At 59.5% G+C, this 13,638-nt stretch carries 13 protein-coding genes; 5 read left to right on the plus strand and 8 right to left on the minus strand.

What is annotated here, in order from left to right; genetic code table 11:
* Positions 1–129 precede the first annotated feature (129 nt).
* The 7 genes from BLV61_RS12560 to amaB all read right to left on the minus strand — a co-directional run bounded on the left by BLV61_RS12560 (position 130) and on the right by amaB (position 8,509).
* The gene (locus tag BLV61_RS12560) at positions 130–846 is read right to left on the minus strand and encodes an ABC transporter ATP-binding protein (protein ID WP_047536828.1); all 717 of its coding nucleotides are present in this window, start codon (positions 844–846) and stop codon (positions 130–132) included.
* Positions 843–1,718 carry an ABC transporter ATP-binding protein gene (locus BLV61_RS12565; protein ID WP_047536826.1) on the minus strand — a complete coding sequence of 292 codons (876 nt, stop codon included), beginning with the start codon at positions 1,716–1,718 and terminating at the stop codon, positions 843–845. The genes BLV61_RS12560 and BLV61_RS12565 overlap by 4 nt, the downstream gene beginning before the upstream one ends.
* A complete protein-coding gene (gene livM, locus BLV61_RS12570; protein WP_047536823.1) occupies positions 1,715–2,998 on the minus strand; it encodes a high-affinity branched-chain amino acid ABC transporter permease LivM in 1,284 nt (427 codons plus the stop codon). The genes BLV61_RS12565 and livM overlap by 4 nt, the downstream gene beginning before the upstream one ends.
* Positions 2,999–3,001: 3 nt before the next feature.
* Positions 3,002–3,916 carry an ABC transporter permease subunit gene (locus BLV61_RS12575; RefSeq protein ID WP_047536821.1) on the minus strand — a complete coding sequence of 305 codons (915 nt, stop codon included), beginning with the start codon at positions 3,914–3,916 and terminating at the stop codon, positions 3,002–3,004.
* A 171-nt stretch (positions 3,917–4,087) separates the two neighbouring features.
* The gene (locus BLV61_RS12580) at positions 4,088–5,221 is read right to left on the minus strand and encodes an ABC transporter substrate-binding protein (RefSeq protein ID WP_047536819.1); all 1,134 of its coding nucleotides are present in this window, start codon (positions 5,219–5,221) and stop codon (positions 4,088–4,090) included.
* A gap of 360 nt (positions 5,222–5,581) precedes the next feature.
* Complete coding sequence (amaA, locus tag BLV61_RS12585) at positions 5,582–6,865, minus strand: L-pipecolate oxidase (RefSeq protein WP_047536816.1); 1,284 nt, start codon at positions 6,863–6,865, stop codon at positions 5,582–5,584.
* A gap of 153 nt (positions 6,866–7,018) precedes the next feature.
* Positions 7,019–8,509 carry an L-piperidine-6-carboxylate dehydrogenase gene (gene amaB, locus BLV61_RS12590; RefSeq protein WP_047536813.1) on the minus strand — a complete coding sequence of 497 codons (1,491 nt, stop codon included), beginning with the start codon at positions 8,507–8,509 and terminating at the stop codon, positions 7,019–7,021.
* A 175-nt stretch (positions 8,510–8,684) separates the two neighbouring features.
* Between amaB and BLV61_RS12595 the strand changes: the two genes are divergently transcribed.
* The 3 genes from BLV61_RS12595 (at position 8,685) to nadE (ending at position 11,792) form a co-directional block, all read left to right on the plus strand.
* A complete protein-coding gene (locus BLV61_RS12595; RefSeq protein ID WP_047536810.1) occupies positions 8,685–9,596 on the plus strand; it encodes a LysR family transcriptional regulator in 912 nt (303 codons plus the stop codon).
* Between the two features lie 140 nt (positions 9,597–9,736).
* Positions 9,737–10,960, plus strand: coding sequence for a nicotinate phosphoribosyltransferase (gene pncB, locus BLV61_RS12600; RefSeq protein ID WP_047536807.1), 1,224 nt, complete (start codon positions 9,737–9,739; stop codon positions 10,958–10,960).
* A gap of 4 nt (positions 10,961–10,964) precedes the next feature.
* Positions 10,965–11,792 (plus strand): ammonia-dependent NAD(+) synthetase, encoded by an 828-nt coding sequence (gene nadE, locus BLV61_RS12605; RefSeq protein ID WP_047536805.1) that lies wholly within the window; start codon positions 10,965–10,967, stop codon positions 11,790–11,792.
* A 175-nt stretch (positions 11,793–11,967) separates the two neighbouring features.
* Here the strand turns inward: nadE and azu are convergent, their stop codons facing one another.
* On the minus strand, positions 11,968–12,414 hold the full coding sequence (gene azu, locus BLV61_RS12610) for an azurin (protein ID WP_090465398.1): 447 nt from the start codon (positions 12,412–12,414) through the stop codon (positions 11,968–11,970).
* 343 nt (positions 12,415–12,757) lie between these two features.
* Between azu and BLV61_RS12615 the strand changes: the two genes are divergently transcribed.
* Positions 12,758–13,345, plus strand: a complete 588-nt coding sequence (locus BLV61_RS12615; protein WP_090465400.1) for an LOG family protein — start codon at positions 12,758–12,760, stop codon at positions 13,343–13,345.
* 68 nt (positions 13,346–13,413) lie between these two features.
* Positions 13,414–13,593 (plus strand): hypothetical protein, encoded by a 180-nt coding sequence (locus BLV61_RS12620; protein WP_047536798.1) that lies wholly within the window; start codon positions 13,414–13,416, stop codon positions 13,591–13,593.
* The last annotated feature ends 45 nt before the right edge of the window (positions 13,594–13,638 follow it).

Here is a 13,638-nt window from a genome sequence, read left to right on the forward strand (position 1 = left end):
ATTCTGAATAAACGCGTAGTACTGAAGACCTTCGCGAGCGGGCTCGCTCCTACAAGGGATTGTGGCGAATTGGAGGTGTAAAAAAGCCCCGGCGATTGCGCGCCGGGGCTTGGATTACATCAGGTGGAATCAATGCCCGCCGAGATAGGCGTTACGCACATCCTCGTTGACCAGCAGCTCCTTGCCGGTGCCGGTCATGCGAATCTCGCCGTTGACCATCACATAGGCCCGGTCCGAAAGCCTCAGGGCGTGGTTGGCGTTCTGCTCGACCAGGAAGATGGTCATGCCGGTCTTGGCCAGTTCCCGCAGGGTGGCGAAGATCTGTTTCACCACAATCGGCGCCAGCCCGAGGCTAGGCTCGTCCAGCAGCAGCAGTTTCGGGCGGCTCATGAGCGCACGGGCGATGGCGAGCATTTGCTGCTCGCCGCCGGACATGGTCATGGCGCGCTGGTTGCGCCGCTCTTCGAGCCGCGGGAACAGTTCGAACATGCGCTGCATGTCTTCCTTGGCGTACTTGTCACCGATCGGGATGGTGCCCATCAGCAGGTTTTCCTCGACGGTCATGTCGGGGAACACCCGCCGCCCTTCCGGCGATTGCGCGATGCCGTTGGAGGCAATGTAGTGCGACGACTTTTGGGTGATGTTCACCCCCTGATAAATGATCTGCCCGTCCGCCGCCCGTGGCTGACCGAAGATCGACATCAGCAGGGTCGACTTGCCGGCGCCGTTGGAGCCGATCAGGCTGACGGTTTCCCCTTCGTTGATGTGCAGCGAGACTTTCTTCAGGGCCTGGATCGGCCCGTAAAACACGTCCAGATCCTTCAATTCGAGGATGGGTTGGCTCATAGCACCACTTCCTCTTCATCAGCGCCCAGGTAGGCCGCAATCACTTTCGGATCGTTACGGATCGCATCAGGTCCGCCCTCGGCAATGACAATGCCGTGGTCCAGCACCACGATGTGGTCGGAAATACTCATAACCATGCCCATGTCGTGTTCGATCAGCACCACGGTCAGATCGTGCTCGTCGCGCAGCAGCCGGATCATCGCGCTCAGCGCTTCGGTTTCCTGAGGGTTGAGGCCGGCGGCCGGTTCGTCGAGGCAGATGATCTGCGGACGGGTGCACATGGCCCGGGCGATTTCCAGGCGACGTTGCTGGCCGTAGGACAGTTCACCGGCCAGACGGTTGGCGCAGTCCACCAGGTCCACCACTTCCAGCCAGTAGAACGCATGGTCCAACGCATCGCTTTCGGCCTTGCGATAGCCCTTGGTGTTGAGGATGCCGGCCAGCATGTTGCGGTTGACCCACATGTGCTGGGCCACCAGCAGGTTTTCCAGCACCGACATTTCCTTGAACAGGCGAATGTTCTGGAAGGTCCGCGCCAGGCCGGCACGGTTCACCAGGTGGGTGCCGCCGAACGCCTTGTAGAACAGGCGACTGGCGAAGGATTTCGGCGAGACGAAATCGGTCGGTTTGAACGATTCGCCGAGCAACTTGATGACGTTGGTTTTCTCGCCGCGCACATTCAGTTCGATCTTGCCGCCCGAGGCCTTGTAGAACCCGGTCAGGCAGTTGAACACGGTGGTCTTGCCGGCACCGTTGGGGCCGATCAGGGCGAAGATCGAGTTGCGCTTGACCTGCAGGCTGACATCATTCAACGCCTTGATGCCGCCGAAGTGCATCATCAGCTTCTCTACGGAGAGTACGACTTCGCTCATGGCGCTACTCCTTTACGCGGGGTCACACCGGTGCGGCTGATCCGAATCAGGCCGCGCGGTCGCCAAATCATCATCAACACCATCAGGATGCCGAACAGCAGCACGCGGTACTCCGCAAAGCCGCGCAGCAGTTCCGGGGCCACGGTCAGCACGAAGGCTGCCATCACGACACCGATGGTCGAACCCATGCCGCCGAGCACCACGATGGCGAGGATCAGCGCCGATTCGAAGAAGGTGAACGAGGTCGGGTTCACAAAGCCCTGGTAGGTGGCAAAGAACACGCCGGCCAGACCGGCCGTCGAAGCGCCGATGGTAAACGCCGAGAGCTTGACCAGTACGTGGTTCAGCCCCATGGAGCGGCAGGCGATCTCATCTTCACGCAGGGCTTCCCAGGCACGCCCCACCGGCATCTTGACCAGACGATGCTTGATGTAGAGCACAGCCAGCACCACCAGGAACAACACCGCATAGATGAAGTAGTACTTCACGTCCGGGTTATAGGCGATACCGAAGAACTCGTGGAAAGGCACCCCGCCATCCTTCGCCCGCTTGCCGAACTCGAGGCCGAAGAATGTCGGCAACGGTGCCGGCATGCCGTTCGGGCCACCCGTCAGGGACAGCCAGTTGTTGAGGATCAAGCGGATGATTTCACCGAAACCCAGGGTCACGATCGCCAGGTAGTCACCGTGCAGGCGCAGCACCGGGAACCCGAGGATGCAACCGGCCAGACCGGCGGTGATCGCCGCCAGAGGCAGCACCGTCCAGAAACCCAGTCCCAGGTACTGATACCCGAGCGCCAGACCGTAGGCCCCGATGGCGTAGAACGCCACATAACCCAGGTCGAGCAGGCCGGCCAGGCCGACCACGATGTTCAGCCCCAGTCCCAGCAACACATAGATAAGGCCGAGGATAACCACGCCCAGCAGGTAGGAGTTGGAGAAGAACGGAAACACCACCGCGATGACGATCACCAGCGGGATGATCCAGCGCAAGCGGGATTTGTAATCGGGTGGCAGTACATGCACCCCGGAGCCGGTAGTTTCAAAACCTTCGAGGATTTTCAGGCCCTTCGGGGTTTGCAGGAACAGGCTCAAGACAAAGCGACCGGCCATGACGATGGCGACAATCCATGCCACCCGGGTCGTTTCCAGGTTGAAGCCGTAGCCGTCGAGCACGACGCCGACGATCGGTCCGAACACAATCAGGGCGATGAGACCGGCAAGAATCGCGTCAACCAGACTTTTTTTGACATCAATGGATTTTTTAGTGGTTGAAGACATCGCTTACACCTTCGACACAAGAGGACGGCCGAGCAGGCCTTGAGGCCGAAAGACCAGAACGAGAACCAGCAGCGAGAAGCTGAAAACGTCTTTGTAGTCCGAGTTGACCAGACCAGAGAACAGCGACTCGGAAATCCCGAGAATGATCCCGCCGAGCATGGCGCCAGGCAGCGAACCAATCCCGCCGAGTACGGCGGCGGTGAACGCCTTGATGCCGATGATGAAGCCGGCATAGAAGTCGAATGTGCCGTAGTTCATGGTGATCAGCACGCCGGCCAGGGCCGCCATCGCTGCACCGATGATGAACACATAGGAGATCACCCGATCGGTGTTGATCCCGAGGATCGAGGCCATCTTGCGATCTTGCTGTGTTGCGCGGCACATGCGGCCGAGCTTGGTGTACTTAATGATGTAGGTCAGCACGGCCATGCCGGCAAACGCAGCGACCAGAATGAAGACCTTGGTGTAGGTCAACTGCACGAAACCGGTGCCGATGTCGACGCGCCAGGCACCCGTCAGCAAGGTCGGTACACCTTGTTGCTTCGCGCCTTGGGCGATCTGTGCATAGTTTTGCAGGATCAGCGAAATACCGATGGCGCTGATCAGCGGTGCCAGTCGGGTGGAGTTACGCAGGGGTTTGTAGGCGACACGCTCGATGACCCAGCCATACACCGCCGTGACGACGATGGTGAAGATCAGAGTGCCGAGCATCAGCAGAGGGAAGGATTCAATACCGAAGTATGCCAGCAGAGCCAGACTGATTGCCGCGAGGTAAGCGGAAATCATGTAAACCTCGCCGTGGGCGAAGTTGATCATGCCGATGATGCCATAGACCATTGTGTAGCCGATGGCGATCAGGCCATAGACCGACCCGAGGGTCAGGCCGTTGACCAGTTGCTGCAGGAAAATACCATCCATAACGCAATCTCACGCATTTGAGAGACTGCACAGAAGCCGGTTGCGACGGACCGGGGTTCAGCCGCCGGCGCAACACGGTTGTGTGCAGCTCTACGAGAAAAGACAGGTACTGCACGGACATGTTTCAGGATTGCCCGACACCCAGGGCGTCGGGCAAATCAGCTGTTCATATCACTTCTGTTTTTCCAGTTGATGGTATTTGCCGTCCTTGTCCCACTCGTAAACCACGTAGTCGGAGACTTTCAGGTCGCCCTTGCTATCCCAGGACTTCTCGCCCATGACGGTCTTGACCGGGTGTGCTTTCAGCCATTTGGCAGCGTCCTCACCCTTGTTGGATTTGGCGCCGTTGAACGCTGCTGCCAGGGTCTGGACCGAAGCGTAGGCATACAGGGTGTAGCCCTCTGGCTCGGTGCCATGTTTGCGGAACTCGTCAACCACGGTCTTGCTGTCTGGCAGCAGGCGTGGGTCGGCGCCGAAGGTCATCAGCACGCCGTTGACGAATTGCGGGCCGCCAGCGGTGGTCACCAGTTCGTCGGTCACGATGCCGTCGTCGGACATGAACTTGACGTCTTTGAGGCCTTGTTCACGCAGTTGACGAACCAGAGGACCGGCTTCCGGGTGCAGACCGCCAAAGTAGACGACATCGGCGCCAGCACCGCGGATTTTGGTCACGATGGTGCTGAAGTCTTTCTCACCACGGGTCAGGCCTTCGTACAGCACTGGCGTCACGCCGCGCTTGACCAGTTGAGCCTTGGTGGCATCTGCCAGACCCTGGCCGTAGGTGTCCTTGTCGTGCAGCACGACAACCTTCTTGCCCTTGAGCACGTCGACGATGTAGTCGCCGGCCACGATGCCTTGCTGGTCGTCACGACCGCACATACGGAACATGGCGCTCAGGCCGCGTTCGGTAACCTGTGGGTTGGTCGAGCCTGGAGTGATGGCGATGATGCCCGCTTCGTCGTAGATCTCGGACGCCGGGATGGTCGACGAGGAGCAGAAATGACCGACCACGCCGGCGACTTTCTGGTTGGTCAGGTCCTTGGCGACCGTCACAGCCTGTTTCGGTTCGCAGGCGTCATCGCCCTTGACCAGTACGATTTTTTCCCCGTTTACGCCGCCCGCTGCGTTGACCGCATCGGCAGCTGCCTGCGCACCCTTCATGTACTGCTCGCCAAATGCCGCGTTGGCGCCCGTCATTGGACCCGCTACGCCGATCTTGATGTCAGCCTGAGCAAACGCAGAAACACCCAACGCAGTTGCCACTGCGAGGGCCAGAAAGCCTTTCTTGTAAAACGTCTGGGACATGAGGTGGTGCTCCAAGGTTTTTTTAGTTGGCACTGCGACTTCATTAATGCTCAGAGCAAGTGCCGTGCCATCGGTTTTTTATTCTGAAAAAAGTCGCTGCTTTATTGTTATTTTGACTGTTTCGATCCCATTTTCATTGGGTGTGCAACCGTCTAAACCGGAGAAGGTGAAACCTTTTATTTATTGAGGCGCAACCCTCCCGTGCCATCATTGCAACCCCTACACCAAACGGTGTGCAACCCGCCTGTAACAACGCACGTCACCGAACTGCACACTGCTGGTGCGGTACTGCTACAACCCGCACCATTACAGGCTAGTCGCTGCGCGAAAAAGCGCCGCTCTCCAGCACGATTTCAATCATCAAATGACGATCCGCAGGCACTGGCCCGCGTGATACAGCGAAAAGCCCGCCTCATAAAGACAACTGCGCAACCCGACCCCGGCCAATGGCTGCATGGGTGCAAAGGGAATCGGTAGCGCTTGAGGATTTCCGTTACACAAATAATCGGCAAAGGCTTTACCGACGACTGTACCCGTGGTCACGCCCCGGCCGTTATAACCGGTGACTGCCACTAAACCGGGCGCCGGTTCGAACAGACGCATCAAATGATCGGGGGTGAACGCAATGCGACCGGTCCAGGTGCACTCCCACTCCACCGGTTTGAGGTAAGGGAAGTAATGCTGCTGGACGCGATCGGCCCACGCCTTGAGGAACCAGGTCGGTTTCTGATTGCCGTTGCCCAGACTGCCGAGCAATAGACGGCCGTCTTTATCGCGGCGAATACTGCTGAGCACCTGGCGGGTATCCCAAGAACCCTGGCCACCCGGAAGAATGTGTTGCGCGGCCTCTTCCGTCAGCGGCACCGACGCCACCTGGTAGTAATAACCGGGGAAGAAATTGCGCCGCAATTCCGTCCAGTCGCCCTCGGTGTAAGCGTTGGAGGCAATCACCACTTGCTCGGCCAGTACCGAGCCCTGTGCGGTCTGCACCGACCAGCGCTGGCCCTGACGTTCGAGTCGGGTGACCGGAGAATGATCGAACAATTGACCACCGAGGCCGATGGCCGCTTTGGCCAGCCCCGTGGTGTAGGCCATGGGATTGACCGTGCCGGCACGCCGGTCGAGCAAGGCGGCGGCAATCTTTTTGGTGCCCGTGGCTTGTTCGCAAGCCTGCCCGGTCAATAGCTCGACCGGCGCGCCACGGCGCTTCCACTGTTCTTCGCGACTGCGCAGATCCGCTTCACCGCGGGCGTTGTGCGCCATGTGCAACGTGCCTTCACGGCGTAACTGGCAATCGATGTTGTATTTGTCGACCAGGCTGAACACCAGGGCCGGTGCCGCACCGAGCATGCGGTTGAGCTGACTGCCGACCGCCTCGCCAAACCCGGCTTCAATGTCGTCCGGTGGAATCCACATGCCGGCATTGACCAGCCCGACGTTGCGCCCGGAACCGCCATGACCGGCGCGATGGGCTTCGAGCACGCAAACCGTTTTACCCTGCTCCAGCAAATGCACGGCCGCCGACAGACCGGTAAAACCGGCGCCGATGACGCAGACATCGACCTTCACCTCTCCCTTGAGCGCCGCGTTGTCAGGCCTTTGCGGCGTCAGTTTTTCCCAAAGACACTCTTCGCGTAACGGCATTGCCAGACTCCAACAGAAACCTAACCAACACAAAGTTCAAATGTGGGAGCGAGCCTGCTCGCGATTGCTATCTGCCAGTCGACCACTAAGTGACTGACGCACCGCCATCGCGAGCAGGCTCGCTCCCACAGGGGATCACTGTACGACTGACGCTTAATCGAACGTGATGCCTTGAGCCAATGGCAATTCCAGCGAGTAGTTCACGGTGTTGGTCTGACGGCGCATGTAGCCGCGCCATGCGTCGGAGCCGGACTCGCGACCACCGCCGGTTTCTTTCTCACCACCAAACGCGCCGCCGATTTCCGCGCCGCTCGGGCCAATATTGACGTTGGCGATACCGCAATCGCTGCCCACCGCCGACATGAACTGTTCGGCTTCACGCACGTCGGTGGTGAAGATGCACGAAGACAGGCCTTGCGGTACAGCGTTGTTCAAACGCAGGGCTTCGTTGAAATCGCTGTAACCGACCACGTACAGGATCGGCGCGAAGGTTTCGTGGCAGACCACGTCGCTCTGCTCCGGCATTTCGACGATGGCCGGGGAAACGTAGTAAGCGTTCGGGAATTTGTCTTCAAGCTGACGCTCGCCGCCGAATACCTTGCCGCCTTCGCTCAGGGCCTGCTCCAGCGCGTCCTGCATGTTTTCGAAGCTTTGCTTGTCGATCAGCGGGCCGACCAGGTTGCCTTCCAGTGGATGGCCGATACGCACTTTGGAGTAAGCGGCTTTGAGGCGGGTGACGATCTCTTCCTTGACCGATTCGTGGGCAATCAGACGACGCAACGTGGTGCAACGCTGACCGGCAGTGCCGACGGCGCTGAACAGGATGGCGCGAACGGCCATGTCCAGGTCGGCGCTTGGGCCGAGGATCATGGCGTTGTTGCCGCCCAGTTCCAGAATGCTGCGGGCGAAGCGCGCGGCGATTTTCGGCGCCACTTCACGGCCCATGCGGGTGCTGCCGGTGGCGCTGACCAGCGCGACACGCGGGTCGTCGACCAGGGCTTCGCCGGCATCGCGGCCACCGATGATGACCTGGCTCAGGCCCGCAGGCGCATCGCTGAAGTTCTTCAGCACGCGGTCGAACAGCGCCTGGCAGGCCAGTGCGGTCAACGGGGTTTTTTCCGATGGCTTCCAGATCACCGGGTTGCCACAGACCAGTGCCAGCGTGGCGTTCCAGGCCCAGACCGCGACCGGGAAGTTGAAAGCACTGATCACGCCGACGACGCCCAGCGGATGCCAGGTTTCGCGCATGTGGTGGCCAGGACGCTCGGAAGCGATGGTCAGACCGTACAACTGACGGGACAGGCCGACGGCGAAGTCGCAGATGTCGATCATTTCCTGAACTTCACCCAGGCCTTCCTGAGTGATCTTGCCGGCTTCCCAGGACACCAGCTCACCGAGATCGGCCTTGTATTCACGCAGGATGTCGCCCAGTTGACGCACCAGTTCGCCACGGCGTGGCGCCGGAACCTTGCGCCACAGCTCGAACGCATGATCTGCGCGACTGATGTGCTGCTCCACTTCGGCGGCACCTTCCCAGTTCACGGCGGCGATGCGGCTGCCATCGATAGGCGAATGCACCGGCACTTTGCCGTTCTGGTACAGGGCCGGGTTTACACCAAGACGATCAAGCAATGCGGCAACCATGGGTGACTCCTCAAGCAAAAAACGGAACGGGTGCAGCCGGAAAATCACGGCTGATCAGGCCTGTAGTTTTAGCTCTCCGGAGGTTACTCAACAAACGACCTTTAAGAGAGATATCATTCCGTTTATTCATGCTGTGCATTGCTGGCAATAAAGAGACAAGAACAAAGGACCGCCCATGCTGAACAAACGCTATTTGCCATCGATCGCTGCACTGCAGTGTTTCGAAGCCGTGACCCGGCATCTGAGCTTCACCCGGGCCGCCGAAGAGTTGAATCTGACCCAGAGTGCGGTGAGTAAACAGGTCGCGCAACTCGAAGAGCTGTTGCAACACTTGCTGTTTCGCCGGGTGCGCCGACGCCTACAAATGACGCCAGCGGGCGACTTGTACCTGGTCGAGGTCAGAAAAATCCTCACGCAAGTCGAGATGTCGACCCATTACCTGCGCTCCTATGGCGGTGAAACCGAAGTCCTGCGCGTCTCGACGCCACCGACGTTCGGCGCGCGCTGGCTGGTGCCACGCCTCAAAGGCTGGCGCCTGCGTCATCCATCGATTCACCTGGACCTGTGCAGCGAACAGGAGGCCGACGACCTGCTGCAAGGGCGCAGCGACCTGGCGTTCTACTTTGGCCAGGGCTCACGGCCCGGCACCGAATGCCTGAAGCTGTTCGGTGAAGAATTGGTGCCCGTCTGCGCCCCCGGCAGCCTGCCGGCCGAGCCGTTCACCGATCCCACGCAACTCACCGATCTGGTCCTGCTGCAAAACGCCTCGCGCCCCCAGGCCTGGCATGACTGGTTCGACAGTCAGGGCTACCACACCGAACACAGCTACCACGGCCCGCGTTTCGAAACCTTCTACATGTGCATCCGCGCCGCGCAGGTTGGCTGTGGCGTGGCACTGCTGCCACGGTTTCTGGTGGAAGAAGAGCTGGCGGACGGCAAACTGGTCATTCCCTGGAAGCATGCGATGCCCAGCACCGATGCGTATTACCTGGCGTACCCGGAGCATTCGGCGGAAGTGCCCAAGGTGCGGGATTTCGTGAAGTGGATGCTGGAGCAGGTTGATAGCCCGCAGCCGCCACCACTTTAGGCTTTAGCCATCCCCTGTGGGAGCGAGCTTGCTCCCACAGGGGATCTGTTGTGATCCAAGAAATCGCTGGCAATCCAGCCCTCTGATATGCGCCACTAGCGCCACCGATCAATACCGCTGCAACGCTGGAGAATCCCGTTATGAGCGAGAGTGTGTTTGCCGATCGCATCGTGCAGAACCTGCTCGACACCGACTTCTACAAACTGACGATGATGCAGGCGGTGCTGCACAACTACCCGAACGTGGAAGTCGAATGGGAGTTTCGTTGCCGCAACAGTGAGGATTTGCGCCCTTATCTGGCGGAAATCCGTTACCAGCTCGAGCGCCTGGCCGAGTTGAGCCTGAGCGCCGACCAGCTGAGTTTCCTGGAACGCATCAGCTTCATGAAGCCGGATTTCTTGCGCTTTCTCGGGTTGTTTCGCTTCAACCTGCGCTACGTCCATACCGGTATCGAAAACGGCGAACTGTTCATCCGCCTGCGCGGCCCCTGGCTTCACGTGATTCTGTTCGAAGTGCCGATGCTGGCGATCGTCAGTGAAGTGCGCAACCGCTACCGCTATCGGGAAGTCGTTCTGGAACAGGCGCGCGAGCAGCTCTATCGCAAGTTCGACTGGCTGACCGCCAACGCCAGCAGCGACGAGCTGTCCGAATTGCAGGTCGCCGATTTTGGCACCCGCCGCCGCTTCTCGTACCGTGTGCAGGAAGAAGTGGTGAACGTGCTCAAGCATGACTTCCCGGGACGTTTTGTCGGCACCAGCAACGTGCACCTGTCCCGGGAACTGGACATGAAACCGCTGGGGACCATGGCCCACGAATGGATCATGGCCCACCAGCAGCTCGGCCCGCGACTGGTCGACAGCCAGATCGCGGCGCTCGATTGCTGGGTCCGAGAATACCGTGGCCTGCTGGGCATCGCCCTGACCGACTGCATCACCATGGATGCCTTCCTCGGTGATTTCGACCTGTTTTTTGCCAAGCTTTTCGACGGTTTGCGCCATGACTCGGGCGATCCGGTGGTTTGGGCGGAAAAAGCCATCGCCCACTATCACAAGCTCGGCATCGACCCGATGAGCAAGACGCTGACGTTCTCCGACAGCCTGACACTGCCCAAGGCCCTGGAAATATTCCGTGCGTTGCGCGGGCGGATCAACGTCAGCTTTGGCATTGGCACCAACCTGACGTGTGACATACCGGGTGTCGAACCGATGAGCATCGTGCTTAAAATGACCGCCTGCAACGGCCAACCGGTGGCAAAGATCTCCGACGAGCCCGGCAAGACTCACTGCAAAGACCCGAATTTCGTCGCCTATTTGCGACATGTTTTCCAAGTTCCTGCCCTTCCCAGCGTATCTAGCAAGGAGTGAATTCATGCAAGCCGTACAGCGTGAGATTGCTGAACAGCTCAAGGTCCAACCGCCGTTTGCCGACGAGGCCGCCCTCAAGGCTGAAGTCGCCCGGCGGATTACCTTTATCCAAGACTGCCTGGTCAATTCCGGGCTCAAGACCCTGGTACTGGGCATCAGTGGCGGTGTCGATTCCCTGACCGCGGGCCTGCTGGCCCAGCGTGCCATGCGTGAACTGCGCCAGCGCACGGGAGACGACCAATACAAGTTCATCGCCGTGCGCCTGCCGTACGAAACCCAGTTCGATGAACACGACGCCCAGGCCTCCGTGGATTTCATCGATCCGGACGAGCGCCACACCGTGAACATCGGTCCGGCGGTCAAGTCGCTGGCCAACGAAGTCGCGGCCTTTGAAGGCAAGCACGCGGTCTCGGTGGACTTCGTACTCGGCAACACCAAGGCGCGGATGCGCATGGTCGCCCAGTACACCATCGCCGGCGCTGCCCACGGCCTGGTGATCGGTACCGATCACGCGGCAGAGGCAGTGATGGGCTTTTTCACCAAGTTCGGCGATGGCGCTTGTGATCTGGCACCGCTCAGTGGCCTGGTGAAAAACCAGGTCCGGGCGATCGCCCGCAGCTTCGGTGCGCCGGAGTCGCTGGTGGAGAAAGTACCGACCGCCGACCTCGAGGACCTGTCTCCTGGCAAACCGGACGAAGCGTCCCACGGCGTGACTTACGCCGAGATCGACGCCTTTCTGCATGGCGAACCGGTGCGCGAGGAAGCGTTCAAGATCATCGTTGGCACTTACAACAAGACGCACCACAAGCGGGTGATGCCGTTTGCGCCTTGATTCGTAAATGAATGAAAAAGCCCGCTGAAGCGTTGATCTTCAGCGGGCTTTTCTTTGGCCGCAGGATGTGGCGATGCAACCGGCCTCTTCGCGGGCAAGCCCGCTCCCACATGAACCACAACCGTACCTGTGGGAGCGGGCTTGCCCGCGATGAACGTTAACGCGGTGCTTCGGCTTACTTCAGCGTCACGGTGCCTTTCATCATCGAGATGTGGCCCGGGAACGAGCAAAAGAAACCATACTTTTCGTTGGCATCGAGCTTCGACACGTCGAAGGTCACCGAGTCTTTTTCGTTGGCGCCGATGACCTTGGTGTGCGCGATGATGCGAGCATCACCTTCTTTCAAGTAGTTCTTTTCGATACCGGCGCCCAGGCCGTCGGTGGCGATCGGCTGCATGTCGGCTTCTTTGCTCAGCACCCAGTTATGGCCCATGACGGTTTTCGGCAAAGCGCCGGAGTGGGTCAGTTCCACGGTGAAGGTCTTGCAGCTCTTGTCGATTTCAATGGCCTTGGTGTTGAAGGACATCTGATCAGTGGAGTCGATAGTCGTTTTGCACTCTGCAGCCATCAGTTGGCTGCTGGCCAGTGTCAACAGAGATACCGCAACGAGTTTGGCAAACATGGTGAATCTCCAAGGCAGGGTTAACAGAAATGCGAGTGGACAGAAGACTGCCTGAAAACTTCGCAAGTTCCTATGACCTGAATCAAAAATTGTATACAACTTTCGGGCTATGACACCCATCGAGACAATCTACCAGCCATACCTCTGGGCCGGGCCTATGATCAGGCCATCACCCCCAACTGGAGCGTCTGCCATGTCCCTCAATAGCTTGTTGTGCAGCTTGCTTGCCGCCTACGCCTGTGGCGCCAGCGGCACTTACGAAACACCCAAGCGCGAAGTCTAGCCCTTGGAGCGTCGCGCGCCTGCCTTTACTCTGTGGCCCTGATCGACCATGGAGTAAGGCATGTCTTTAGTATCCGTTTGTGTATTTTGTGGTGCCAGCACCGGGACCCATCCCGCTTATCGGGAAGCGGCCGAGGCCCTCGGCCGGGCACTGGCTGCGCGTAAGCTGACGCTGGTTTACGGCGGCGGCGCTGTCGGACTGATGGGCATCGTGGCCGATGCCGCGCTGGCGGCCGGTGGCGAAGTCGTGGGCATCATCCCGCAAAGCCTCATGGACAAGGAAATCGGCCACAAAGGGCTGACTCGCCTGGAAGTGGTGGACGGCATGCATGCGCGCAAGGCACGGATGGCCGAACTCAGCGATGCCTTCATCGCCCTGCCGGGCGGCCTGGGCACGCTGGAAGAGCTGTTCGAGGTCTGGACCTGGGGCCAACTCGGCTACCACGGCAAGCCGCTGGGCTTGCTGGAAGTGAACGGTTTCTACAGCAAACTCACCGGTTTTCTCGATCATATCGTCGGCGAAGGCTTCGTTCGCGCAGCGCACCGTGACATGCTGCAGGTGAGCGAATCGCCAAAATCTCTGCTCGACGCCCTCGATCAGTGGCAACCCACCGTACTGCCCAAGTGGGTCGAGCAAAAACCCGACTAACGACTTGGCACCGATACAGGGCAGAATACGCGCCGCTCAACCTCACCTTCGACCCCAGAGGATCGCCCATGGCTAAACCCAACTACTCCTTCGCCAAACGTCAGCGTGACCTGGCCAAGGAACAGAAGAAAGAGGAAAAGCTTCAGCGCAAGAAAGCGATGGCTGAAGACACTGAACTGAACCCTGACGGTGAAGTCGCTGCAGAAGATGATGTTGATGCACCGAAAGATCAGGCGCCGGACGCCTGAGTCCCTCCGGGCCGGATGATCCAGTCAGGCCCACCGGATCTGTGT

Source organism: Pseudomonas mohnii (genome assembly GCF_900105115.1).
In the GTDB taxonomy this organism is placed as follows: domain Bacteria; phylum Pseudomonadota; class Gammaproteobacteria; order Pseudomonadales; family Pseudomonadaceae; genus Aquipseudomonas; species Aquipseudomonas mohnii.

Excerpts from the sequence above, each read along its gene's own strand:
- BLV61_RS12615 (WP_090465400.1), top strand. The coding sequence starts at position 12,758 with ATGTCTTTAGTATCCGTTTGTGTATTTTGTGGTGCCAGCACCGGGACC.
- BLV61_RS12575 (WP_047536821.1), bottom strand. The coding sequence starts at position 3,916 with ATGGATGGTATTTTCCTGCAGCAACTGGTCAACGGCCTGACCCTCGGG.
- amaB (WP_047536813.1), bottom strand. The coding sequence starts at position 8,509 with ATGGTTGCCGCATTGCTTGATCGTCTTGGTGTAAACCCGGCCCTGTAC.
- BLV61_RS12560 (WP_047536828.1), bottom strand. The coding sequence starts at position 846 with ATGAGCCAACCCATCCTCGAATTGAAGGATCTGGACGTGTTTTACGGG.
- livM (WP_047536823.1), bottom strand. The coding sequence starts at position 2,998 with ATGTCTTCAACCACTAAAAAATCCATTGATGTCAAAAAAAGTCTGGTT.
- azu (WP_090465398.1), bottom strand. The coding sequence starts at position 12,414 with ATGTTTGCCAAACTCGTTGCGGTATCTCTGTTGACACTGGCCAGCAGC.
- pncB (WP_047536807.1), top strand. The coding sequence starts at position 9,737 with ATGAGCGAGAGTGTGTTTGCCGATCGCATCGTGCAGAACCTGCTCGAC.
- BLV61_RS12580 (WP_047536819.1), bottom strand. The coding sequence starts at position 5,221 with ATGTCCCAGACGTTTTACAAGAAAGGCTTTCTGGCCCTCGCAGTGGCA.
- nadE (WP_047536805.1), top strand. The coding sequence starts at position 10,965 with ATGCAAGCCGTACAGCGTGAGATTGCTGAACAGCTCAAGGTCCAACCG.
- BLV61_RS12565 (WP_047536826.1), bottom strand. The coding sequence starts at position 1,718 with ATGAGCGAAGTCGTACTCTCCGTAGAGAAGCTGATGATGCACTTCGGC.
- amaA (WP_047536816.1), bottom strand. The coding sequence starts at position 6,865 with ATGCCGTTACGCGAAGAGTGTCTTTGGGAAAAACTGACGCCGCAAAGG.
- BLV61_RS12620 (WP_047536798.1), top strand. The coding sequence starts at position 13,414 with ATGGCTAAACCCAACTACTCCTTCGCCAAACGTCAGCGTGACCTGGCC.
- BLV61_RS12595 (WP_047536810.1), top strand. The coding sequence starts at position 8,685 with ATGCTGAACAAACGCTATTTGCCATCGATCGCTGCACTGCAGTGTTTC.